Annotated in this window: 15 protein-coding genes; 5 read left to right on the forward strand and 10 right to left on the reverse strand. The window is 43.1% G+C overall.

What is annotated here, in order from left to right; genetic code table 11:
- Window positions 1–70: 70 nt before the first annotated feature.
- The 5 genes from Q1W14_RS18855 to Q1W14_RS18875 form a co-directional block, all read right to left on the reverse strand.
- Complete coding sequence (locus tag Q1W14_RS18855) at window positions 71–1,438, reverse strand: HAMP domain-containing sensor histidine kinase (RefSeq protein WP_300704225.1); 1,368 nt, start codon at window positions 1,436–1,438, stop codon at window positions 71–73.
- Window positions 1,435–2,121, reverse strand: a complete 687-nt coding sequence (locus Q1W14_RS18860) for a response regulator transcription factor (protein ID WP_300704226.1) — start codon at window positions 2,119–2,121, stop codon at window positions 1,435–1,437. Before Q1W14_RS18860 ends, Q1W14_RS18855 begins: the two co-directional genes overlap by 4 nt.
- A gap of 185 nt (window positions 2,122–2,306) precedes the next feature.
- Window positions 2,307–4,079: an oxaloacetate decarboxylase gene (locus Q1W14_RS18865; protein ID WP_300704239.1), complete on the reverse strand. Its 1,773-nt coding sequence runs from the start codon at window positions 4,077–4,079 to the stop codon at window positions 2,307–2,309.
- Window positions 4,080–4,274: 195 nt separating this feature from the next.
- On the reverse strand, window positions 4,275–4,781 hold the full coding sequence (locus tag Q1W14_RS18870) for an RNA polymerase sigma factor (protein WP_300704227.1): 507 nt from the start codon (window positions 4,779–4,781) through the stop codon (window positions 4,275–4,277).
- 350 nt (window positions 4,782–5,131) lie between these two features.
- Window positions 5,132–5,758 (reverse strand): trimeric intracellular cation channel family protein, encoded by a 627-nt coding sequence (locus Q1W14_RS18875; protein WP_300704228.1) that lies wholly within the window; start codon window positions 5,756–5,758, stop codon window positions 5,132–5,134.
- A gap of 81 nt (window positions 5,759–5,839) precedes the next feature.
- Between Q1W14_RS18875 and Q1W14_RS18880 the strand changes: the two genes are divergently transcribed.
- From Q1W14_RS18880 to Q1W14_RS18900, 5 genes are all read left to right on the forward strand, one after another.
- Window positions 5,840–6,922 (forward strand): UDP-N-acetyl glucosamine 2-epimerase, encoded by a 1,083-nt coding sequence (locus Q1W14_RS18880; protein ID WP_300704229.1) that lies wholly within the window; start codon window positions 5,840–5,842, stop codon window positions 6,920–6,922.
- A 247-nt stretch (window positions 6,923–7,169) separates the two neighbouring features.
- Window positions 7,170–9,755, forward strand: coding sequence for a DUF5686 and carboxypeptidase-like regulatory domain-containing protein (locus Q1W14_RS18885; protein WP_300704230.1), 2,586 nt, complete (start codon window positions 7,170–7,172; stop codon window positions 9,753–9,755).
- A 27-nt stretch (window positions 9,756–9,782) separates the two neighbouring features.
- On the forward strand, window positions 9,783–11,045 hold the full coding sequence (locus Q1W14_RS18890) for a replication-associated recombination protein A (RefSeq protein ID WP_300704231.1): 1,263 nt from the start codon (window positions 9,783–9,785) through the stop codon (window positions 11,043–11,045).
- A 36-nt stretch (window positions 11,046–11,081) separates the two neighbouring features.
- Complete coding sequence (locus tag Q1W14_RS18895; protein WP_300704232.1) at window positions 11,082–12,038, forward strand: D-2-hydroxyacid dehydrogenase; 957 nt, start codon at window positions 11,082–11,084, stop codon at window positions 12,036–12,038.
- A gap of 5 nt (window positions 12,039–12,043) precedes the next feature.
- Window positions 12,044–13,129, forward strand: a complete 1,086-nt coding sequence (locus Q1W14_RS18900) for an endonuclease/exonuclease/phosphatase family protein (protein WP_300704233.1) — start codon at window positions 12,044–12,046, stop codon at window positions 13,127–13,129.
- A gap of 520 nt (window positions 13,130–13,649) precedes the next feature.
- Here the strand turns inward: Q1W14_RS18900 and Q1W14_RS18905 are convergent.
- The 5 genes from Q1W14_RS18905 to ettA all read right to left on the reverse strand — a co-directional run.
- Window positions 13,650–17,039, reverse strand: coding sequence for a TonB-dependent receptor (locus tag Q1W14_RS18905; protein WP_300704234.1), 3,390 nt, complete (start codon window positions 17,037–17,039; stop codon window positions 13,650–13,652).
- Window positions 17,040–17,166: 127 nt separating this feature from the next.
- Entirely contained in the window at window positions 17,167–19,437 is a 2,271-nt protein-coding gene (locus tag Q1W14_RS18910; RefSeq protein WP_300704235.1) for a HAMP domain-containing sensor histidine kinase, read from the reverse strand.
- Between the two features lie 401 nt (window positions 19,438–19,838).
- Window positions 19,839–21,161 (reverse strand): hypothetical protein, encoded by a 1,323-nt coding sequence (locus tag Q1W14_RS18915; RefSeq protein ID WP_300704236.1) that lies wholly within the window; start codon window positions 21,159–21,161, stop codon window positions 19,839–19,841.
- A gap of 23 nt (window positions 21,162–21,184) precedes the next feature.
- On the reverse strand, window positions 21,185–23,905 hold the full coding sequence (locus Q1W14_RS18920; RefSeq protein ID WP_300704237.1) for a TonB-dependent receptor: 2,721 nt from the start codon (window positions 23,903–23,905) through the stop codon (window positions 21,185–21,187).
- Window positions 23,906–24,130: 225 nt separating this feature from the next.
- A partial coding sequence (ettA, locus tag Q1W14_RS18925) for an energy-dependent translational throttle protein EttA (protein WP_300704238.1) occupies window positions 24,131–25,335 on the reverse strand: 1,205 nt, incomplete at its 5' end.

Consider the following 25,335-nt stretch of genomic DNA (forward strand, 5'->3'; position numbering starts at 1 on the left):
ATTAGAAATAATGATTAATGTTTAATGGGCTGCGCATTACGGCAACATAACATTAAACATTAATCATTGATCACACATGTGGCAGCTTTACTATAAATATGGTTCCTTCACCCGGATGGGAATAAACTTCTATCATCCCCCGGTGCAGGGATATTATCTTCTGAGTCAGTGTCATGCCAATGCCATATCCTTGTACAGACTGCTTATTCGCACCTCGGTAGAAAGGTTCGAAAAGCCGCTTCTTGTCTTCTTCGGTCATACCTATTCCGGTATCAGAGAAGCGAAGTACAGACATATCTTGCCAATAGGATATATGAATTTGCGAAAAATGATTATCGGAATATTTGCAGTTATTCTCTATGAGATTTACAAAAGAAGTTATCAACAGGTAAGTATTGCCCGATACGGTAAGCACAGAATCGTCATCAGCTTCCTGTTCAAAAATCAAATCAACTTTATAGTTCGGATTGGCACGGAGAACTACCTCACGGGCATCGAGGAGCAACTCATCCAAACGGACTTCGTCCATCTTGATTTGTTCGGGCAGATAATCGGCTTTCATCAGATTCAACAATCCTTCAATCAGCTTCACAATGCGATGGGCATCTTGTAGTACGTTGCGAATAGCTTCCTCGTACCGCTGCGGAGTACGTTCCTTTAGCAGAATAAGTTCCAACTCGGCAGTCAAGGCAGCCATTGGCGTGCGCAGTTCGTGGGACACATTGCTGACAAACATCTTTTGGGAAGAAAAAGCTTTCTCCAGTCTGTCCAACAGTGCATTGAAGGCAATGCTGAGTTCGCCCAGTTCGTCTGTTTCATTCTCTACCGGAAGGCGTTTGTCTATCCGGGAGGCAGTGATCTCCTCTGCCTTCTTCACGATAGATGCCACCGGAGCCAACGAACTACGGGCAAGCAGATAGCCGACTATAACCAATACACTCAGAACAATCAGTGACAAGGCGAACAAGACTTCTTTCAATGCCGCCTGTGCCATATATCCATGTCCATCATAGGCAGCGGCTGTAACTACATAGTCTTTGCCTTGGAAAGTGTATACCATACCAATGCCCTGATAATCGTTGATGTAGAATTCGATGGCCTTTTTCGTCCTGATTTTATCTATCATTTCTTTGTTTTCCTTTATGATATCACTCTGCAAAGCGTCATGATAGAGCATATCGAACCGGGGAGTATAGACCGCCACTTCTACTTCGTCGATAAAGTTGCGATTATTCCAGTAAATGGATTGCATAGTCTTGGCATCCACCTGGTTATTGAGAAACAGATGGGCTTTGGTAATCGCCTCTTTGCGCAGTGTACGAAAGAAGGTATCGCTACGGGTATGCTCACTAAAGCAGTATACCGCCAACATGGAGAGTAAAAACAATACAGCAGTCACCGCTGTATAGCGTATAGTCAGTTTGGTGCGAATCTTCATGGCTTATCTGTCAGCATGAACCCCATGCCAGTCTTGGTATGAATCAGCTTCGTTTCGAAATCTTTATCTATCTTCTTTCGTAAATAGTTGATGTAGACATCAATAAAATTAGTACCGGTATCGAAATGTGTGTTCCATACTTTATCGGCAATTTCGATACGATTCAGCACTCTTTCTGCATTTTCAACCATATAGACCAGCAGATTGTATTCTTTAGGAGAAAGCTTGATGGCTTGACCGCTACGCCATACGCTCTTTGAATTCAAATCAATCTCCAAATCGGCATAAGTGAGCTTTTCCGGTTGTTGGCGAACAATTTCCTGACTACGTTTCAGCAATACGCTGATGCGGGCATTCAGTTCTCTGAAGTCAAACGGTTTCACCATATAGTCATCGGCTCCGGCATCGAATCCTTCGAGTTTATCGTCAGTAGTACCCAGGGCTGTAAGCATCAGAATGGGAACACCGGGATTAATTTTCCGTATCTCCTTGCTCATTTCAAAGCCATTCAGTTTGGGGAGGATGACATCTGAAATGACTAAATCAAAATGATGGGACTTAAATAAACGCAAGCCCAATAAGCCATCGAATGCCACCTCTGCCTGATAACCGATTTCTTCCAGCCCCATCTTGATAAGGTTGGCTACTCTTTGCTCGTCTTCTACTACTAATATCTGATACATAACGCCTTGGATTACAAATTGATTTGCGGAACCTAAATATTCAACTCAACAAATGTATGAAAAAAAGATGCCCGCACAAAAAAGAATCATGAAATTCTATTGCAAGAAGTCCATAAAACAGGAGGCTGAACCTTGAGAAGAATCTTCAAAGTTCAGCCTCTTTCCTATTTTTATAAAGAGGATTATCAGAAGATGTCGCAGCGTTGAATATAGGCTATTACTTCTCCTTTATTAACGTTAGTTCCTTGCTGAGCACAGATTTCAACTACCCGACCTGTAAATCCGGTCAACACCTTATCGTATTCTCCCCACGGAGTGGACAAGTAGCAGAACACTTCGTCGTGCAGATACCTGCGTCCTATAAAAGGTGCAACTGAAGGACCTTCAACAGATACTTCCCAAAGTACTTGCCCCTTGGCAGGAGCAATGATCGGATCGGCCTTGGCACGCTTCAGTTTTTTGATCTCTTCATCCGAATAACCACCCTTTACCATAGCCGCATCTTTGGCCCGTTGAAGCTCTTCTTCGAAACGCTGCTTGGCAACGCCCGATTTATAATCACGATACTGGCGGTCGTGCATAGCCAGTTCGAAAAGTTCTTCATCATCCTCTCCATAATCCCAACCGTTATCATCCATTTCCTTACGGAATGTATCCAATGCATCGGGATAATTCAACTGCGGGTCGGTATCGACAAACTCATATCCTTTGGATTTAGCCAACTCTACGATCTCCGGTGCAAGTGTTCCGGGCAGACGTCCGCTCTTACCGAGAATCATGTCCCAGGTATGGTTATCGATCATGGTCCAACGCTCCTCACCTTTCACCAGTTGCATGACGTTCATCAACGCTACGTTCTTGACGTACTGGCTGAAAGGAGTTACCAAAGGAGGATATCCCAGTTTAGGCCATACATACTCTACTTCGTCGAAAAGCATCACAAGCAAATCGTCAATGCTGAGTTCGGGCTCGTTCTTTCCTCGCAATATCATATTGATGCCGGAGTGAACACCTTTCAAGTCGGCCATCATGGAGCCCATCATACCACCTGGAAGACCGCACTTCAGCAGAAGTGAAGACATGTGCTTGTTGGTAGGATCAATGAAATAGCCCAGGAAGTCGTCAATAAATTCCTGCGTCATGGCACGGGCTTTCATATAAGCCTTCATATTGATATCGGGTACTTGGAAACCTTTGTCTCTCAACATGGCTTGCACAGAGATTACGTCCGGATGGACTTTACCCCAAGACAGAGGTTCCATAGCCACATCTATGATATCGGCACCATTCTCGCAGACTTCGAGGATAGAAGCCATGGAAAGTCCGGGACCGCTATGTCCGTGATATTGTATCAGCACTTCGGGGTGCTTCTCTTTAATAGCCTTGACTAATTCGCCCAACATTCCCGGACGACCAATACCTGCCATATCTTTCAAACAGATTTCGGGTGCTCCGGCTTCTATCAGTTTCTCGGCAATGCGGGTGTAATATTCCACCGTATGAACAGGAGAATAGGTAATACACAGCGTTGCCTGAGGAATCATACCTGCTTCGAGGGCATACTTGATGGAAGGAATAATATTTCGCGTCTCATTCAGTCCGCAGAATATACGGGTGATATCAACACCTTGCGCATGCTTTACTTTATACATCAACCGACGGACATCGGCAGGAACGGGGAACATACGCAACGCATTCAAACCACGATCCAGCATGTGCGTCTGAATACCCGCTTCATTGAAAGGTTTAGTAAAGGCTCGAACGGCTTTATTGGGGTTCTCGCCGTACAACAGGTTCACTTGTTCAAATGCACCTCCATTCGTTTCTACCCGAGCAAAACAGCCCATTTCAATAATCAGCGGAGCAATACGTTCTAACTGGTCTACTCTAGGCTGATACTTACCGGAAGACTGCCACATGTCCCGGTATACAAGACTGAATTTAATTTCCTTTTTCATCATAGTCAGTAATAAGTGATTCTTTCATTTCGGTTAACTTAACATATACAAATATAAAGGATTATTCTGACATATAGTCAAGAACAATCCTTAAATATTTAGCACTAAAGATATGTTTTATATCATATTGATAATTAAAACAATATTTTATACTTAGTGTTTAATACTATGTAGCATTATAATGTAATACATTAATTATAATACGAAATCTCTCAATTCTTCTTGCAATTTTTGTCGAGTAAAGAAGATGCGACTTTTTACGGTTCCGAGAGGTAAATCAAGGCGTTCGGCAATTTCGCGGTATTTAAAACCTGAAACATGCATGGAAAAAGGAACTTTATAATCACGTGGTAGAGAATTAACAATACGGTGCATCTCTTTTAAATCGTATGCACCTTCGGTAGTTGCCAGACCGGAATCTTGGGGCATACTCAAATGATATAAGTTATCAGTTTGGTCAACAAAAGTTTGTTCGCGAACTATTTTACGATAATTATTAATAAAGATATTGCGCATAATGGTATACATCCAACCCTTGAAATTAGTATCGGGTTCATATTTATCTTCATTATCTAAAGCCTTTAGAGACGTTTCCTGCAACAAATCATTCGCTTCTTCGCGGTCGGCGGTCAACTTGTATGCAAATCGAAGCAGTTCTTCTTGCACTGCAAGCAAATCTTTTCTAAAACTGTAAGTATTCATACTTGTCTCGTTTTTTAATAGTTAATAATGGTTTAGGTTTCTCGGTTGCAAGTATAAGGAAGATTTCACTATCAGGGGGACGGATTACGGTTTTTCTTGAGGGCAAAAACTATCATTTGATAGATTTCCCCCCTCATATTGATAGTTTTTAGGTCTTATTTTTAAATAAAAGCGATCTTTTTCTAATAATATGTGAATTAGATGAAAACACTTAATTTAAATAATTCGGTAAAATTTAAACGAAAATCCCAAGCATTTGTTATTAAAATGCTTGGGATTTTCAGTTATGATGCCCGGAATATTCGTTTGAAATGCCAGGGGGTTCTATTTGAAATGACTGAGGTTTACCATCAGGACGATGATTCATCCTCATGCCCGGCAAGTATGGGTAGACAGATATTGTATTTTACTGCCAAAATGCGCACAACAAACACGGATGCACCGCCGATAGTCTGACATAAGAATGATTCCAGTCCTATAAAATCGCAAAACCAATAGACTGTTCCACCTACCACACACGCCATGGCATAAATCTCTTTTCGGAAGATCAACGGAATTTCATTGATAAGAACGTCACGGATTACACCACCCGCGGCGCCGGTAATACTACCCATAATGATAGCTACCCAAAACGGATACCCCAGGGCAATGCTCTTACCCACACCAACCACCGTAAATAGCGCTAAACCGATACTATCGAAAATAAAGAACGTATTATTTAAATGAATAAGATACTTGCCGAAGAGGATAACCCAAAGCAGAGCAAGCCCGGTACAAATAAGGTAAATAGGATCGGTCATCCAGCCGGGAGTAACATCCAGCAGCACATCACGTATCGTACCGCCACCTATAGCTACCACAAAACCTACGACATAGGCTCCAAACCAATCGAACCGTTTTGCCGAAGCCAAACGTATACCGCTGATAGCGAACGCAAACGTACCAATGAAATCGAGTATCTGAACAAATGTTGGCATATCTAAGTTAATTTATTGGCAAAGTAACAAATAATTTCCTTAAGAAAACGTATTTTTGTCTCATCTTTTAAACCGTCAACAATGAAAATAACCATCGTATCGGGCGCACGCCCCAACTTTATGAAAATAGCCCCCATCTGCCGTGCCATCGATTTGGCCAAAGATGCAGGAAAAAATGTTTCATACCGTCTGGTCTATACCGGACGGGAAGATGATGCAAGTTTGGATGCTTCTCTATTCTCTGATCTTTCTATGAGAAAACCGGATGCTTATTTAGGTATAAGCGGACATGATCATTCACAGGTGGCGGCTTCCATTATGCTTGCTTTCGAAAAAGAGCTGGATCTTAATCCGGCACAGGTTGTTTTGGTGGTGGATGATATGACAGCAACCATGAGTTGTGCCATCGTAGCCAAGAAACGGGGTTTGAAAGTAGCACATGTCATAGCCGGAACCCGTTCTTTTGATATGAATATGCCGCGTGAGGTAAACCGCACCATCGTAGATGCTATATCCGATTATCTTTTTACAGCCGGTATGGTAGCCAATCGTAACCTCAATCAGGAAGGCATGATACCGGAGTATATCCATTATGTAGGCAATATTCTGATAGATACCATCCGTTATAACCGCCATAGATTGATACAACCGATGTGGTTCTCCACTCTTGGTTTGCGCAAAGGCAACTACTTATTGCTTACCCTCAACCGCCGCGACCTGTTAGAGAAAAAAGCAGTGCTGCACTCTCTGATGCAAACATTATTGGATAAAGCGAATGGCATGCCTATTGTTGCCCCGCTGCATCCTTACGTGGAGAAAGCCGTGAAATCATTGGAACTGAATGCTCCCAACCTGCACATTCTGCCTCCACAGAGTTATCTACACTTCGGATTTCTTATAAACCAGGCGAAAGGAATTGTTACAGACTCCGGTAACATTGCCGAAGAAGCCACCTTCCTCGATGTGCCTTGCATTACGCTCAACACATACGCCGAACATCCGGAAACTTGGCGTATCGGAACCAACGAACTGGTAGGAGAAAATTCCTTCGCCCTTTCTGCCGCATTGGATAATTTGTTTCAAGGCAATTGGAAACACACTACCCTGCCCGACCGTTGGGATGGACGGACTGCGGAACGCATCGTACAAACCTTGCTGGGATGACAAACAAGCCTTTACACGAAGTTGATTCAGAGTAATGCATTTACCTCAAACAAAGAATTAACTTCGTGTATCACAAGCTATTAATATCGTGTAAACGCAATGTTAACTTCGTGTTTGCACGATATTAATAGCTTATAAATACCCCTTCTACATACAGGCTTAAGAACTTATCATCTTTCTTTAATTTATATTTGCTTCTTGATTCACAGTAATTTGTTAACTTTGCAACCTCATTTACGAATAATTTATGAAGCGACAATATATATTTTTCATTCTCTTTCTGCTCTCCTTATTCGCCTCTATCGGCGTATCTGCACAGATAAAAGGGGTCATAACAGACTCTCTCACCCACGAGCCATTGATGTATATTACCGTACAATACGAGGGTAAAGGAGTAGGTGGAATTTCAAATGCTAAAGGAGAATATCAGGTTGAAACCCGTAAAGGGTGGGATGAATTGACCTTTTCAGCAGTAGGTTATATTACCAAGAAAGTAAAGTTCGCACCCGGCACTAAAGTGCTCAATGTAAAAATGATATCCGACGATATCATGCTTTCCGAAGTCATAGTAAAACCACAAAAGGAGAAATATTCACGCAAGAACAATCCTGCTGTGGAGTTTATGAAGAAGGTCATTGAGAACAAGAAGGCCCTTAAATTGCAGGAAAACGATTACTATCAGTACCAGAAGTACGAAAAGATGAAGATGTCCATCAACGATGTAACTCCTGAGAAGATGGAAAAAGGCATCTACAAAAAATTCTCGTTCTTCAAAGACCAAGTGGAGTTGTCTCCCAAGACCAACAAGATGATTCTCCCCATCTCCATCAAGGAAACAGCCTCCAAAACCATCTATCGTAAAAGTCCCAAAAGCGAAAAGACCATTGTTGAAGGTATGAATTCCTCAGGTATTGAAGAGTTTTTCAGTACAGGTGATATGCTGGGGACTATCCTGACGGACGTATTCTCAGAGGTTAACATATATGACGACGACATCCGTCTGTTACAACGCCGCTTTGTCAGTCCCATCGGACGCGGAGCCATCAGTTTCTACAAATACTACCTCATGGATACCTTGATGGTAGACAAGCAAGAGTGCGTGCACCTCACCTTCGTACCTCAGAACCCACAGGATTTCGGGTTTACGGGGCATCTTTACGTGGTGAAGGATTCTACATACGCCGTGAAAAAAGCTACGATGAACCTGCCCAAAAAGACAGGAGTCAACTTTGTAGAAAACCTCGACATTGTGCAACAATTCGAAGAAATGCCCGACGGTAACTGGGTATTGACCGACGACGATATGACTGTAGAACTGGCTTTCGTGAAAGGTATCCAAGGTTTGGAAGTACAACGAAGTACCAAATACACCGATTATCAATTCGATGATATAGAGCCACGGCTTTTCCGTCTGAAAGGAAACGTCATTAAGGACGCAAACATGCTCAACAAAGGCGATGAATACTGGGCAAAAGTACGCCAAGTGCCGCTAACCAAGAAAGAAAGCAATATGGACGTATTTATGAACCGTATTGAACAGATACCGGGTTTCAAATACGTTATCTTTGGCGCTAAGGCATTGATTGAAAACTTTGTAGAAACAGGTTCCAAGAAGCATCCAAGCAAGTTTGACTTCGGACCTATCAATACAGCCATTACCAGCAATTACGTCAATGGTACCCGTTTCCGTCTTAGCGGTATGACTACCGGTAATCTTGACCCGCACTGGAGTATGAGTGGCTATGGCGCTTACGGTACAAAGGACAAGAAATGGTTCTATTCGGGCCAAGTAGCTTACTCTTTCAATAAGCGTGAATACGTTTTGTGGGAGTTCCCGAAGCATTATATCGCCTTTAAATATACTTACGACGTCATGTCGCCCATGGACAAGTATCTGGCTACGGACAAGGACAACTTGTTTGTCGGCTGGAAGTGGACTACGGTCGACCAGATGTCCTACATGCGCGACGCTACCCTTACGTATGAATTGGAAACCAATACCGGATTCTCCGTTCAAGCCATGGCACGCCACCGTAACGATCAGCCTGCGGGTAAATTGCAATATTGGAAGAACAATGGCACGACACCCGGCGAATGGGGAGAAAAGAATACGTTGGTGCACGACATCACCACCACCGAGCTGGGAGTAACTTTGCGTTATGCTCCGGGTGAAACATACGTCAACACCAAGCAACGGCGTGTACCGGTATCACTGGATGCGCCTATATTTAGTCTCTCTCACACGGCCGGTTTCAAAGGCGTGTTGGGAGGAGAATACAATTTCAACCTGACGGAAGCCAGCATACGCAAGCGTTTCTGGTTTGGCTCTTGGGGTAAACTGGATGTTACGGCTCGTGCCGGTGCCCAGTGGAACACCGTTCCCTTCCCCTTGCTGAACCTGCCCATGGCAAATCTTTCGTACATCTCGCAGAACAACGAATCTTTCAATCTTATTAATAATATGGAGTTCCTCAACGACCGTTATGCCTCCCTCAACTTGAGCTACGACATGAATGGTAAGTTGTTCAACCGCATTCCGCTTATCAAGAAATTGAAATGGCGCGAAATGTTCCGCATCCGCGGCCTTTGGGGTACACTGACCGATAAGAACAATCCCTACAAGAGTAGCAATCCCGATTTATTCCTCTTCCCCATGCGCGATGGCATGCCTACCAGTTATATAATGGGCAAGACACCCTATATCGAAGCCAGCGTAGGTATCTACAACATCTTCAAACTATTGCACATCGAATATGTACGAAGACTGACTTACACCGATATTCCCGGTGTGAAGAATGACGGTATACGGTTTATGATAATGATGATATTCTAAAATAGTTATAACTAATCACTAAATCCCATGCCTCCATTAGCAGAGCGGCTTCGGCCCAAGACATTAGATGAGTATATCGGTCAGAAACACTTAGTGGGACCGAATGCGGTGTTACGCAAGATGATTGATGCAGGACGAATCTCATCATTCATTCTGTGGGGACCTCCGGGAGTTGGAAAAACGACGTTGGCACAGATCATTGCTAATAAGTTGGAGACTCCTTTCTATACGCTTAGTGCAGTTACCAGTGGGGTGAAGGATGTACGCGATGTGATAGAGCGAGCCAAGAGCAACCGCTTCTTTTCGCAATCGAGTCCTATCATGTTCATTGATGAAATACACCGCTTCAGTAAGTCGCAACAAGACTCTTTGCTGGGGGCGGTGGAACAAGGGGTAGTGACGTTGATAGGTGCAACTACCGAAAACCCTTCATTCGAAGTCATTCGTCCGCTATTGTCACGCTGCCAACTCTATGTGCTGAAGTCTTTGGAGAAAGATGATTTGCTGGATTTGTTGCAACGGGCTATTACTACCGATATCGTATTGAAGGAGAGAAAGATAGAGTTGAAAGAAACTACCGCCATGCTCCGCTTTAGTGGAGGAGATGCACGCAAGTTACTGAACATCCTCGAACTGGTAGTAGAATCTGAAACAGAGAACACAGTGGTCATTACCGACGAAATGGTAACTGAGCGCTTGCAACAGAATCCCCTCGCCTACGATAAAGACGGAGAAATGCATTACGACATTGTCTCTGCATTCATAAAATCCATTCGTGGAAGTGATCCGGATGGTGCCATCTATTGGCTGGCTCGAATGGTAGAAGGCGGTGAAGATCCTGCTTTCATAGCCCGCCGACTGGTAATCTCCGCTTCCGAAGACATCGGACTGGCAAATCCTAATGCAATGCTCATAGCTAATGCCTGTTTCGATACCCTGATGAAGATAGGTTGGCCCGAAGGACGTATCCCCTTGGCAGAAGCAACTATATATCTTGCTACCAGTCCCAAAAGCAACTCGGCATACCTTGCCATCGACAGTGCGTTGGCTCTTGTACGCGAAACGGGCAATCTTCCCGTACCTCTGCATCTACGCAATTCTCCCACCAAGTTGATGAAACAATTGGGATATGGCGAGAATTACAAATATGCCCATGATTATCCGGGCAACTTCGTCAAGCAACAATTCTTGCCTGATGAGTTGAAAGACCGACGTATCTGGGAACCTCAACTAAATGCTGCCGAACAAAAACATAAAGAACGGATGCAGCAGCTTTGGGGAAGGGAATAACTAAACGAATAACTCATAACTAATAATATATAACTGATGAGAATAGTAGTATTAGACGGTTACGCCGCCAATCCCGGCGACCTTCGTTGGGACGAACTGCAATCCATGGGCGAGTGTGTCATCTACGACCGTACCGCCCCTGCAGAAGTATTAGAACGTTCATCCGGTGCAGAGATTCTGCTTACCAACAAGACAGTGCTTACAGCCGAACATATGGCTGCCTTGCCCGAACTGAAGTACATCGGCGTACTTGCTACCGGCTACAATATTGTAGATGTGAACGCTGCCAAAGAACGAGGCATCGTTGTCACCAATATTCCCGCATATAGTACAGACTCTGTGGCACAGATGGTTTTTGCTCATATACTGAACATAACCCAACAAGTACAACACCATTCTGAGGAAGTACGCAAAGGACGCTGGTCCAGCAATAAGGACTTCTGTTTCTGGGATACTCCGCTCATTGAACTGCGTGGTAAGAAGATTGGTATTGTCGGTTTAGGACATACCGGTTTCACTACCGCACGTATCGCTATTGGCTTTGGCATGCAAGTTTGTGCTTACACTTCAAAGACCAACTTCCAGTTACCGCCCGAAGTTCGCAAAATGGAGTTGGACGAACTCTTTCGTGAATGTGATATCATCAGCCTGCACTGCCCCCTCACCGACTCCACCCGTGAACTGGTGAATGCAGAGCGCCTTAAAATGATGAAGCATACCGCCATTCTCATTAATACCGGACGTGGCCCGCTTATCAACGAACAAGACCTTGCCGATGCCCTGAACAATGGCGAAATCTATGCTGCCGGACTGGATGTACTCTCCCAAGAGCCTCCTCGTGCCGATAATCCTCTATTGAGTGCACGCAACTGCTACATCACCCCACACATTGCCTGGGCAAGTACCGCTGCACGCGAACGCCTGATGCTTATCATGCTTGAAAATATCAAAGCCTATCTGGGAGGAAAAACAATCAATAATGTTGCCAAGTAAAAGACATGGGAAAGTCAGCAGTTAAAGGCCTGTTTCAGATTTGTTTGATAATTGCCACCTTCATCCTGGCAATTATCACCATAGTAGCAGCATTCTCAGGGAGCGTAGCGCCGCTTGATTCGGTCTTAATGCCATTGCTGGGATTGGCTGTTCCGGTACTATTAATCTGCAACCTGATCGTAGCTCTGTGCTGGGGCTTGGCTCGCAAGTGCTGGGCATTTGTCCCTTTGATAGCATTCTTCTGCAACTGGAATTACCTGACTTCCGTCATCCAATTCCATTCCAGCAAAGAAAGAACGCCTAACGGCAAGTATTTGAAGATTGCCACTTACAACATCCATAGCTTCGGCAATGAAATCACCGGATATTCCTGCAAGGAGATTGCCAAATACATGCAGCAAGAACAGGTGGATGTACTCTGTTTCCAAGAGTTCGGAGCTAATCAATACTTCCCGATTGATAGTATACGCAAAGCGCTCTCACATTGGCAATATTCCCTTATTCCGACCGAAGATTCTATCAAAGGGGTATTACCCATTGCCGTATTCAGCCGTTATCCGTTGATACACGAACGTTTCATTTCTTATCCGAACAGTGCAAACTGTAGCATGTTGTGCGATGTTGTGTTGGGGGCAGATACCGTACGCCTGATTAACAATCACCTACAGACTACCAGCGTCAGCCAAAAGCGCAGCAAATGGGAACGTGAAATGGCAACGGACGATACACGCCGCGAAGCCCAAGTAGCCAAAGATGCAGCTGAAACATTGCATGAAAACTTCGTGAAACGTGCTTCACAAACCTATACCATCGGTTATTTTGCAAAGAACAGTCCTTATCCGGTGCTGGTTTGCGGTGACTTCAACTCCATCCCTTCTTCTTATACGTATCATTACCTGAATGATTTCCTTAAAGACGGTTTCCGTACAGCAGGAAACGGGTATATGTATACATACCGCTACGGCAAGAAGTTATTGCGCATCGACTATATATTCCATTCTCCTGATCTAAAAGGAATGAGTTACTACTCTCCCACTCAGGAATTTTGCAGTGACCATAATCCGGCAATAATGGAGGTGGAAATTCAATAAATCCAAATAATTAATCATAATACCGAAGAGAAGCACAAAACACTAAGGGCTGTTCCGAAACAATTTCAGAACAGCCCTTGTCATATTCCTTGTCAAGAGCAGATTTACGGAAGATTAACGGACGGGAGGCTAGAGCCTCTCATTTGTGTTATCGGAACGCATGATGCGTTTACCCAAAACAGACCGTCTGTTTACCTCAAACGCATCATCTGTTTACTCTGAACAGACCATCCATTTTGCCACACCTCAACGTCCGAAATGCCGGGGCTTTTCGCCAAAACCACAGAGGTTTTCAAGGCAAATGCCAGCCATTTCACCTGCTTAAACCTGAGGTTTAGGGAGCTAAAGTGCAGCATTAGGAGAGCAAACATGAGGTATTTCAAATAAGAAGACGTGGAGAGACAAAAGAAACGGAGAAGCAAAGCCTCTCCGTTTATCCTAATTTAAAATTGAAGTATCTATAAATTCACTTTACAAATATACAACATTGCGAAAGCGATGTCAAGTGTTTCGAGAATTATTAATTAAAAATATAGCGGATACCTACTTGCAGCTTCCAGCATTCGCTGTAGTTCTGATAAGTATCGTATGTTTTAGTAGGATATTCACCATTCACTTTATACATAGAGTATACCGGAGTCAAATCCTTATCGCTGGTTACTCCCTCATACTTCAGGATTCTATTATTGTTAGAAACAGTGTTAGTTTTGGAAATACCCCATTTTGAATTAATCAAGTTACCTACGTTCATAATATCAAAACTCAACTGGATATTATGCTTAGTTTTTCCAATCTTGAATTCAAAGTCTTCCATCAGACGGAAGTCAAAGCGATGTACCCACGGAGCGCGGGCAGCGTATGCTTCGGCATACTCTCCTTTGTGGTTCTTCAAGTAAGAGTCTTGTTCTACGAAATTCCAGAAAGCAACACGGTCATCATCAGTCTTGAATTTGATTTCGCTATCATCTTTCGGAATGTACATCAAGTCGTTGGCACTACCATCACCATTCATATCATTGGAGTACATAAAGCTGTAACCATTGCTAGAGTAGCCTGCATAGAACAAATTCAAGTGTGTACCTCGAAGCAGACCTTTATGTCTGAAAGGAATATAATAGCTAACAGATGCAATCACCTTATCGGGCACTACGTACTGTGAACGCTGTGCATCCACAAAATTAGGACCATCAATCGTATTCAAGTTTGTCCATGTAGAAACAGGGTCGCTACCCGGCAAACCGGAAAGCTCTTTAGATTCAGTATGTGTATAGGCCAACATTGCCATCAAATTATCAACGGGTTGGGCATTCACTGTAATGTTTGCCGTATAACCATATCCTTTGGATGTATTGTCCATTACAACTGCATTCTTACCACTGTAATAAACATAGTCACCAGTGTATTTTACATTTTTATCTGTATTGCTAATAGGTGAATAAGAATAAATCATACGATTGTCCGCACCATTGAAGCGCTGCATACCCGTATGTAGTAGTTCCGTCGTATTCACATCCTTTCCATCAGGCCCCTTAGTAGTAGTTACTTTGTTATACTTCCAAGCATCCGGATTCTGTATATTAATGTTATTGATGGTTACGGCATTGATGTTCTTAGTAAACATAAATTCACCCGTCACAGTCAGAGGGAAAGATACCGGCACTTGATAGTCGAGCGCAATGGATGACTTCCATACTTGCGGCATCTTGAAGTCTTCAACAACACCGGAGATTTTGCTACCTGCCACGTGTTTCTCTATTGTAGTAGGCAGATTGAATTTTTCAATAACCTGATTCATATCTGTAATCATACCACCAGCCAGTTGAGCCAAACGAGGATCCACGATACCTTTTCCATAATCAGTAATGAAGGTCACTGAATTCTGCAACATGTTAGAGTTGGTAGGCATATTGGTGAAGAATACCAATGGAAGGCGACCAGTGAATACACCCGTACCTCCACGCATTTTCAGAGATTTGTCACCTAATATATCCCAAGAGAAACCTATACGCGGTGAGAACTGCATGTTGCTACCGGGCCATTTGCCAGTATCAATCTTCTTGCCGCCGAAGTCTAGAGCGTAAATGGCGTCATTGCGTTGGATGTCTTTATCGTCGAACATCAAGTTGTCAAAGCGGATACCGTAAGTCAGTTTCAAGCGATTGTTCACGTTCCATTCATCCTGAGCATAGAAACCTAGCTGGTTGAAGGTTACCTGTGCTTTGGGATTAGCATTGCCATTGAAACCGTATGTAAGGGCAAAAGATTCAGGAGCGGCACCATTCAAGAAGTCGTCAAGGCTGTTGTAGCGATAATATCCTGTACCATTACGCATATAGGCATTATTGGCAAACTGGTGTTCGTAGCTAATACCGGCAGTAATCTTATGGTTTCCGGTGAAGAAAGTGAAGTTATCAATGATACTCGTAACCTTGTTGTTTACACCGTTATTGTAGGTAAACAACTCATAACCGGCACTAATATAAGATTCCATCAATTGTTTACCGTCTTCTCCTTTACCTGCCATAATGTCAATAAAGGGGAAGGGAGAAGAGTTTGTGCCACGCATATCTTCAATGCTGGTGTAAGTAAACAGCAACTGATTAGAAATTTTATCCGTGAAGCGGCTGTTCAAGTCGGCTGCCCAAGATTGTACCTTATTATCCTGAGAGTACATACTGTTGGCAAATGACATAGAATTAGGTCCCACACGATTGTCACTCAATCGTTTACCTGTATCGGAAGAATTACCATTAGGAGCATTCCAAGCGATGTTCTTCGTATTGTTATAGCGTAGACTCAGTCTGTGACGGTCTGTAATGTTCCAGTCGATGCGAGCCAGCAGTTTCGTATTCTCTTCGTCGGCAGGGAAACTCGTGTAAGAACCTGTATTGTAACCGTATTTATCCATCAGGTGTTTGGATACTTTCTCCATATCCGACTTCAAAGTACGAGATACCATACCATCCACTTTTTCGCCAGCCTCGCGTGCGCGATACTTAATAACCTCACCCGGAGTTGTCTCTTTTTCATAATTCACAAAGAAGAACAGCTTGTTCTTGATAATCGGACCACCCAGTGTAAAACCGTAGGTCGTTTTGGACTCATCGGCACGTGCGCCCAAGTCTTCGCCATTGATACGATTACCACGCATATCTTGATTACGGTAATAAGTATAAGCAGTACCTCTGAAAGAGTTTGTACCCGATTTGGTAATGGCATTGATACCACCACCGATAAAGTTCGTCTGGCGTACATCGAACGGAGCAACAACTACCTGTACTTCTTCGATAGCATCCATAGAGATGGGGTTACCACCACCCGGAAGGTTAGAACTCAAACCGAAGTTATTATTGAAGTTTGCACCGTCAATAGTGAAGTTTGTAGAACGTCCGTCACCACCGGCAAAGCTCATGCCATTAGCATACGGAGAAAGGCGGGCAATGTCACTGATACTGCGGTTTACAGTAGGAAGCTGATTGATCTGTGCAGAATTGATATTGGTTGTAGCACCCGTCTTTTCTGCTGAGAATTTTGTTTTGGTACCCGTTACAACTACTTCACCCAAAAGTTCGGAAGATTCAGTCATCTCTACATCCAAGTTGTAAACTTCACCCAATTGGAGGGTGATATCTTGATATACCACTGTTTGATAACCGATGTAGGATATAGTAACCTTATAAGGACCACCTGTACGCATACCCTGAATTGAATAGCGTCCGTCAACGTTAGTCACTGTACCATACTGCGAACCTGAAGGCATGTGAATAGCCTGAACAGTCGCACCAATAATCGGCTCTTTGCTAGCATCTGTCACCTTACCAGCTAAAGAAGCTGTGGTAATTTGCGCATTTACACCTACGGCCATTAGAAGTAATGCAACCGTAAGTATGAGTCTTACTCTTTTTAACATAATACCTTTTAATTAGTTTTCTTATATGTTATTTTTCTCAAAACCGACACAAAGATACGCAAAATAAAATGTATTTATGTTACATATATATTACAATATTTAAGATTAGAGTAAACATTACAATCTGCTATCTATCAGCACATGGTAGGATCACAGTAAAACGGCTGCCTTTGCCCACTTCCGACTCTACTTCAATACGTCCCTCCATCTTGTCGACAATAAGCATACAGATGGATAGACCCAATCCTACCCCTTGCGAAAATTCGCTATGCTTATAAAAACGTTCAAAGATAATTTTCTGTTCTTCAGCAGAAATACCGATTCCCGTATCTTCTATATAGATACGTACTTCATGTAATTGGGGCACGTAGGAATACCCTATCTTGATATAACCTGCGGACGTAAACTTATTGGCATTGTTCAGGAAGTTGGTAAGTACCTGAGTCAGGCGCATGGAATCAACATACACGCTGACGTTCTCATCGGGAAAGTCCTTGAGGAATTGCAAAGGTGAATGAATTAACAGCTGGTGAGTCAGGTAAATGTTCTCAAGCATCGTACGCACATCTTCATCCTGCAAATTAAAGGGAAGAGTGCCTGACTCAATACGCGCTAACTCTAACACATCGTCTACAAGCTTTAATAATAAACGGGTATTCAGGTTAATGATGTCCACAAATTCCTGCTTCTCTTCTCCGGAAAGTTCCACATCGGAAACCAGCATATTGGAGAATCCGGCGATGGCATTGAGCGGCGTACGGATTTCGTGGCTCATATTGTTGAGGAACGATTGTTTCAATTCTGCATGTTCGGCCAGCTTACGGGCTTGTATCAACTCATCTTCCCAATCCTTCACATCCTGTATGTTCTGCAACAGACCGGTGATAACCGGCTTGCTGTCCGTATGGATAGTATTATAACGGAACTCCCACCACTGATACTTACCGGTAAAATTGCAACGGTATTGTCCCTTATGGCGTGATGTATACTGAATCCTCTTAAAGCTATGAAGGAATTCCGAGCGGTCGTCGGGATGAATGAAGCGGAGAATTTCATTCAATTCGATAAGCTTATGCGGATGATGTATCAGGTCATTGAACTGGGAATCGAATATAATATCCTCCCCATCCATTCGCCAAGCATACGTGGCTGCACCTTCAATGGCAAGAGATAACGTCTCATGCTCATATCGCAGGTTTCGTTGCGCCTCGCGCTTACGACGGCGTTCCAGTCTGAGACTGCGAAACAGATAGAAGATAAGCGCCAACAGTACGGCACCGCCAAAAAAGGAAATGAACAGAATATGATAATGATAACGCTCCGTGAAGGGAATATACATAACGATATATTCCGACGGGATATTGCCAAGAGGGATATTATAGCGGTGCAAAGTGTGCCAATTCAGCACATACTGCTTGGCGGATTGCTGCACCTGCCACTCCGGCATTTGCCCATGAAGCCGCTGTACAATGGCTCCCGCCATATCTTTCAACTGTGTTTCGAGCGGTGCAAAGTAACCACCCATCTTATGATCGAGTACTCCAAAACCCTCGTTGATTGTTTCAAAACAAGGATTCCGAAAAAGTGCGGCAGAATTTACTGTAGTAAAATCGCGTTTGGTAAAAAGAAACAGCGTACGACTGCCACGTCCTGCCCAAGTAACTTTCTGCAAAGACAAGGCATTTGTTTCCAATCTAACGATTGCAGTAGTATCCAGTTTTTCATTCTCCAGTATGCTCTTCATAGAAAGCGAAACGATTCCTCCTCTCACCGTTCGGTGATTATACACATGCAGGTCTAAACCTCCATCACAAATTTCGTAACCATGACCGGCACATTGTTCGCACAACGATTGCCAGATAATATGGTCGAGAAACGTCTGCCCATTTAGTACGCAAATACGCGATTTGCCCATAATACGTTCCACCATGCGCACGGTGTTCAGATAGTCTGGTATATCTACGTAACCCGTTACGTTAGGATATTGTTGCAACAATTCTTCATTGGGATAATTCACACCACTGAAAACCACCGGTATATCACGAATTAGAGGATTGTTACATGCCATTATCGAATAAGTAGCCTGATCGTCAAGCACCGCCACCAGCACCGCACCCCATTCCGTAAGATCATCTATGATGAGCGAAGCACGTTCTTCTTCAGACTTTGCACCATATTCATCGCAATCAAGGTAATACTCCCGAATTTCACTATTCACACCTACATTTTGCAGTTCCTTCTTCAATATTTTAAGTGTCCTTTCAGCGTCTACATTTCCTTCTTCATAAGAGTGCACCAAAGCAATCTTAGTATATCGCCCCGCATAAGTCGGACAAACCCAACCGGCAAGGCAGAGTAAAACGATAAGGGTAAATATTACAGCGCAAGATGTCTTCATTATATTTAAATTGTGTTTGCCATAAACAAAGACAAAGATAGGAATGTTTGGAAAAATATGCTGCAAAAATCATCACTGATTGCACGGTGTTAAAGAAATCTTATTTAAAAGCACTGATTATAAAATTTGATAATCGATTTAAAACGATGTAATCTATAGCAACATGGTTTTCCTTTCATTGTACCTATATCAAAAAGAAGAAAGCATAGAAAAGCTATTAAATGACAAGATACCATTTATTTTCATCAAGACCGCTTTTATCGTTTTGAAAAATATACGGGATGTTTATTTATAATTAAGATACTATTGAATGAGGTAAAACCACTAAATAAAGAGGGACGTCAATCCTTGCCGGATGACGCCCCTCTCCTAATTTATTTTATTATAAAATCCAACTACTCTTATCGAGCTACCGGACCTCCCGTTTTTTCAAACTTACCTAGTTCTTCATTGAACATGAAGGACATAGCGTAGTTACCATCACCACGTCCACTGTACATTTTGTAAACTACCACATAGCTCAAGCCCGAATCTGGTTTGTCAATCCAAGTAGGAAGGAGAACTTCAGCAATACCGAAAGCCAAATGTTCATCCATAATAGCCTGTATCTCTTCATCAGACTTACCAGTCAGATAACCGTCGACATTATAAAAACTCTTCCATGTGCTATACTTATTGTTGATATTACCATACTTACCGGATGAACCGAAGTAATATTCCTCCTGAGTAGGATTCTGGTCACTCAAGAAAGCCGGTTTGTTTGCAATAACCCAGTCCACCAATGCCTGATAGTCAGCAGCAGCAAAAGTAATAGTCTTTGTACCACCCAATAAACGAAGTACAGTCCAAGCAGTACCATCGAAAGAAAGCTCTGCAATCTTTGTAGATACCGTCAGGATTTCAGCAAAAGGATCGTATGCAGTCCACGCATTTCCGTCGTACTTATACAATGCACTTACATCCGAAGTCACCTTATTAGCATAATACTTATAAGTCACCTCACAAGTAGTTCCCGCTTTAGCGTATGCATATTTCTGCTTCAAGAAAATGCCTAAGATGAAATCTGCATCCATATTGGCATCGAAATTATCGTATTTACCCGGCTGACCGCTTTCAGTGCCCATAGCGTCGTAGTCTTCGGTAGCTAATGTAAGTTCCTTGTCGGGTGCAAAACTGCTATACTCTTCCCATCCGTCAGACACTTTCTTATAAGTTTTCACTAAGTCGGAAGTTTTTCCACCACCATAAAACTTATAAGTAACGCTGACAATCTTACCAGCGGCAAGGCTAGCATACTTCACATCACAGAACGCTGTCAGAAAAGCATCTACATCCATGTTGGCATCGAAGTTATCATACTTGCCCGGCTGACCAGGTTCTGTACCCATTGAATCGTAATCTTCCTTAACTAATGTATATTCTTCATCGGCTGCAACCGGTGCATAGTCTTGCGTAATATCTCCGTATTGCACATTCACTTTAGCTGTAGAACCTTTATCGCAATAAGGATAAATTCCTTTCAGCATGCTGTTTAACTCAGTCTGAAGCGCAGCCCGATCGCTGAAATACCCTTCAGCAGGATACTTTCCTGTAAATTCACCTTCATACTGAATAATATCAGCTATCGGGTTATCATCGTAACCATCAAAATACTTATCATTATAGTCGCAACCTGCCAAAAGAAGCATCAGCGCAAACAAACTAAATATCATTTTTCTATTCATAATCGTACTTCTTTAAATAAGGTTTAGAAATTGAACTTCAATCTTACAGAATAGGTACGGCCAAAGCCATAGAGCACACGGTAAGCTGTTTCCCAATTGCTGCCCGAACCATCGAAAGCATCGGCAATATATTCCTGATCGAAGAGGTTATCTATGTTACCACTCAAAGTAGCACGTACTTTGCCGAAGTCGAAAGTATATCCGGCGTTCAAGTCTACTGTACTATAAGAGGGAATTCTCCAAGGTTCGTTAATTACCAATGGCTTAGTTGGTGACAAATCAGAGGCATTAATATTATAGTCGGCATAGTTACGACCGTAGAAGTTCCAATCCAATCCAACACGCACACCCTTCATAGGACGTACATTAAGACCTAAAGCAGCTGTTGTTTGTGCGGCTCCACCTACGTGGATGTCATCCAATTTTATATTCGCCTTCATGTGATCTTCGGCTCCGGCAGCGGAAGCAATACCACCATTCAGGTCTTTCATCGGCTCGCCTGCTGTGTTATAGAAATAACCGTTAGCATCACAGTCCCAACGCCAGTCACCAATAGAGAACATACCAGTAATATCCAACCAGTTGAAAGGTTTCACCGCAAAATCTAGTTCTATACCCATGTGACGTGCGTCTACACCCTGCATATTCACCGTCCATCGGTCTTGAATCTTCTGTCCGCTTTCATCAGTATAGTCAAAATCTCCCGGCTTGAACATGGTCTTATCCATCCAAGTGGTGTAGTATGCATTCACATTGGCTGTAAAGAAACGGCTGCGATAGCCATATCCTAATTCGAACGACAAAATCTTTTCATTCTTTGCATCGGGATTCAATGCATGACTGTTTTGAGAGTTAATGAAAGCCGCTTCAAACATCGGAGCACGGGTAATATAACCCAAGTTGAAGAAAACATTGTGATTTTCTGTCAAATTGTAATTCGCACCACCTTTGACATTAAAGCCTAAATAGTTATTTGTATCTGACTTAGCATGTGCCTTGTCGTAGTAGAAGCGATCATAACGCCAATAACCAGTATTAGAGATAGAACCGGAAACGAATGCATTCAATTTGTCTTGATTGTACTCCAATTGCGCAAAAACTCCTTCGGACATAACGAAACCATCGTAATCACGATATACCACATCGCCCACACCCAGTTTCTTGTATTTAAATTCATTGGTTCCTGCACCTGCAAAGTTTTCGTCTTTTACCATGGCGCGATTGCGGTCAATGTAGTAGGCACCATTGTAAAGATCGATAATCTTATTCTGATGCAAACCTTTGTAGTAACGGAAGTCAATACCGCCATAGAAGTCTAAGTGTTCACCAATCTTAGTGGTATAAGTAGAGAGCAAACCATACCATATATGGTTGTTCAGGTTCTTACTCATCACCATTTTCGAACCGGTAGTACTCTGCTCATTCATCTCTTGAATCTGATCGTAAGCAAATGTACCGTCAGCATTACGATAAGTCGTATTTAACATACCATTTGAAGAGCCATACCAACCACTTGAGTGTGCCGCGTCGCCCTGACCGGAATAACCGTTACCACGACCGATAGACATATACAGAGCTGTACTCAAACTTGATTTACTATCAATCTGCCACAAGTGGTTCAATGAAATCTGAGGCTTATGATATTCATTATAGCCCGAAGTTTTGCGTTCGCCGTTCTTGCCGAAACCATAGGTAGCATTATATTTATAAGGACTGTCTCCTCCCATATAGTTTTTAACTTGCTGCCATCCTTTAATAGTAAGACCATCGTAACTGCTGCGTTGATAGTGACTCTGCGGAGCACCAAAAGCGCTCAAAGTCAACTGATGATTATCGTTGAAGCGCTTGGCAATGCTTACAAACCAGTTATAACCTTCGAACTCGGTTCCTTGAATATAACCGTCACCCCAAGTCTTTCCACCCATCAAAGTGAATGCCCATCCGTCTTTGCTCAGACCAGAAGATACACCGAACAGAATCTTGTTATAACCGTCGTTACCCATGCCGTAAGAAGCAAAACCACCTTTATTGGCTTCTACTCCCTTCGTGATAACATTGATAGATCCACCTACAGCCGGAGAGGCAACTTTGGAAGCTCCCAAACCACGTTGTACCTGCATAGAGCGAGTAACATCAGACAAACCAGCCCAGTTGGACCAATACACCTTATTATTCTCCATACCGTTCATCGGCACACCGTTAATCATCACGGCTACATTTTCCTGCTTGAAACCACGGATTACAGTCTTAGAGTCACCAAAACCACCACCATCTTTCGTACTGTGTACACCCGGAGTAGATTTCAAGATTTCAGGAAATTCTTTTGTACCCAACTTTTCTTCAATGAATACCGGATCTACTGTAGATACAGCCACCGGAGTTTTACGAGCAACAGCTACTGAAGAAGTAATTGTAACGTCCGCTAACATTACCGCATCGGGCTGCATTTTGATTACGCCCAAATCTACAGAAGCGCCCTTCTGTGCTACCTTTTGTTTAAGGTCTTTATAACCTACATACCTAAATACCAATGTGCTATTTGGAGCAACACTTTGCTTGAAATAGCCATCAATATCGGTCACCGATCCTTGTGAAGTACCGTCTACCATTACAGCAGCACCCACTAACGGTTCTCCCGTTTCTGAATCAACAAGCTGACCTCTCACTGCTGTCTGCGCAATTGCAGCGGTACAAAATACCGACAATACAGCAACCAACAGGAATTGAATTAGATTTTTTCTCATAATTCTGTTTTTTGTTAATAGATAGTGTTAATTAAAGATTAAATTATGTTTCGAGTCGCAAATATAGTTAATATAAACCACATATATATTACAAATATGCTACATTTTTTTAGCGCTTTGAAGCATCTTTGAAACTTTTTTAAACAAAAAAAGCCCCGCATTTTCATGCGGAGCTTTCGTTTTGTCAATATGTTCAAATAGCCTAACTTCCGTATTTCACGAAAATTAATCGTTCATAAGCTTTCTGTAACGCACACGGGTGGGTTCTTCCTTACCCAAACGTTTCTGTTTATTTTCCTCATATTCAGAATAAGAACCTTCAAAGAAAAAGACATTTGAGTCCCCTTCAAAAGCTAGAATATGTGTGCAAATACGGTCGAGGAACCAGCGGTCATGGCTAATTACTACGGCACATCCGGCAAAATCTTCCAAACCTTCTTCGAGAGCACGAAGGGTATTCACGTCAATATCATTGGTAGGTTCGTCCAGCAGAAGCACATTTCCTTCTTCTTTCAGGCAGAGTGCCAAGTGCAAGCGGTTGCGTTCACCACCGGAAAGTACTCCACAAAGTTTTTCCTGATCGCCACCCGAGAAGTTGAAACGTGACAAGTAAGCACGGGCATTGATGTCACGTCCACCCATGCGGATGAGTTCCGTACCACCGGAGATAACTTGATAAACGCTCTTGTTAGGGTCAATATCTTTATGCTGTTGGTCTACGTAAGCCACCTTTACAGTCTCTCCTACTTCAAACTCACCTTTATCCACGTTCTCCAATCCCATGATAAGACGGAAAAGAGTAGTCTTACCGGCACCGTTAGGACCGATGATACCTACAATACCGTTAGGCGGAAGCATGAAGTTGAGATCATCAAAGAGTAGCTTGTCTCCAAATGCTTTAGCCACATGCTTAGCCTCGATCACCTTGTTACCTAGACGCGGACCGTTGGGGATGAAGATTTCCAGTTTCTCTTCTTTCTCCTTGATGTCTTCGTTCATCAACTTATCGTATGAATTCAAACGAGCTTTACCTTTAGCCTGACGAGCTTTAGGAGCCATACGCACCCAGTCTAACTCTCGTTCAAGGGTTTTACGACGCTTGCTGGCAGTCTTCTCTTCCATCTCCATACGTTTGGTCTTCTGTTCCAACCAGCTGGAATAGTTGCCTTTCCAAGGAATGCCTTCGCCACGGTCCAATTCAAGAATCCATCCGGCTACGTGATCGAGGAAGTAACGGTCGTGGGTTACGGCAATTACCGTACCTTCGTACTGTTGCAAGTGTTGTTCCAACCAGTCGATAGATTCGGCATCGAGGTGGTTGGTAGGCTCATCCAAAAGAAGTACATCAGGCTTTTGCAACAACAATCGGCATAGAGCTACACGACGACGCTCACCACCGGAGAGATGTTCTACCGACTGATCTTCGGGCG

The organism is Bacteroides sp. (assembly GCF_030151085.1).
In the GTDB taxonomy this organism is placed as follows: Bacteria; Bacteroidota; Bacteroidia; order Bacteroidales; family Bacteroidaceae; genus Bacteroides.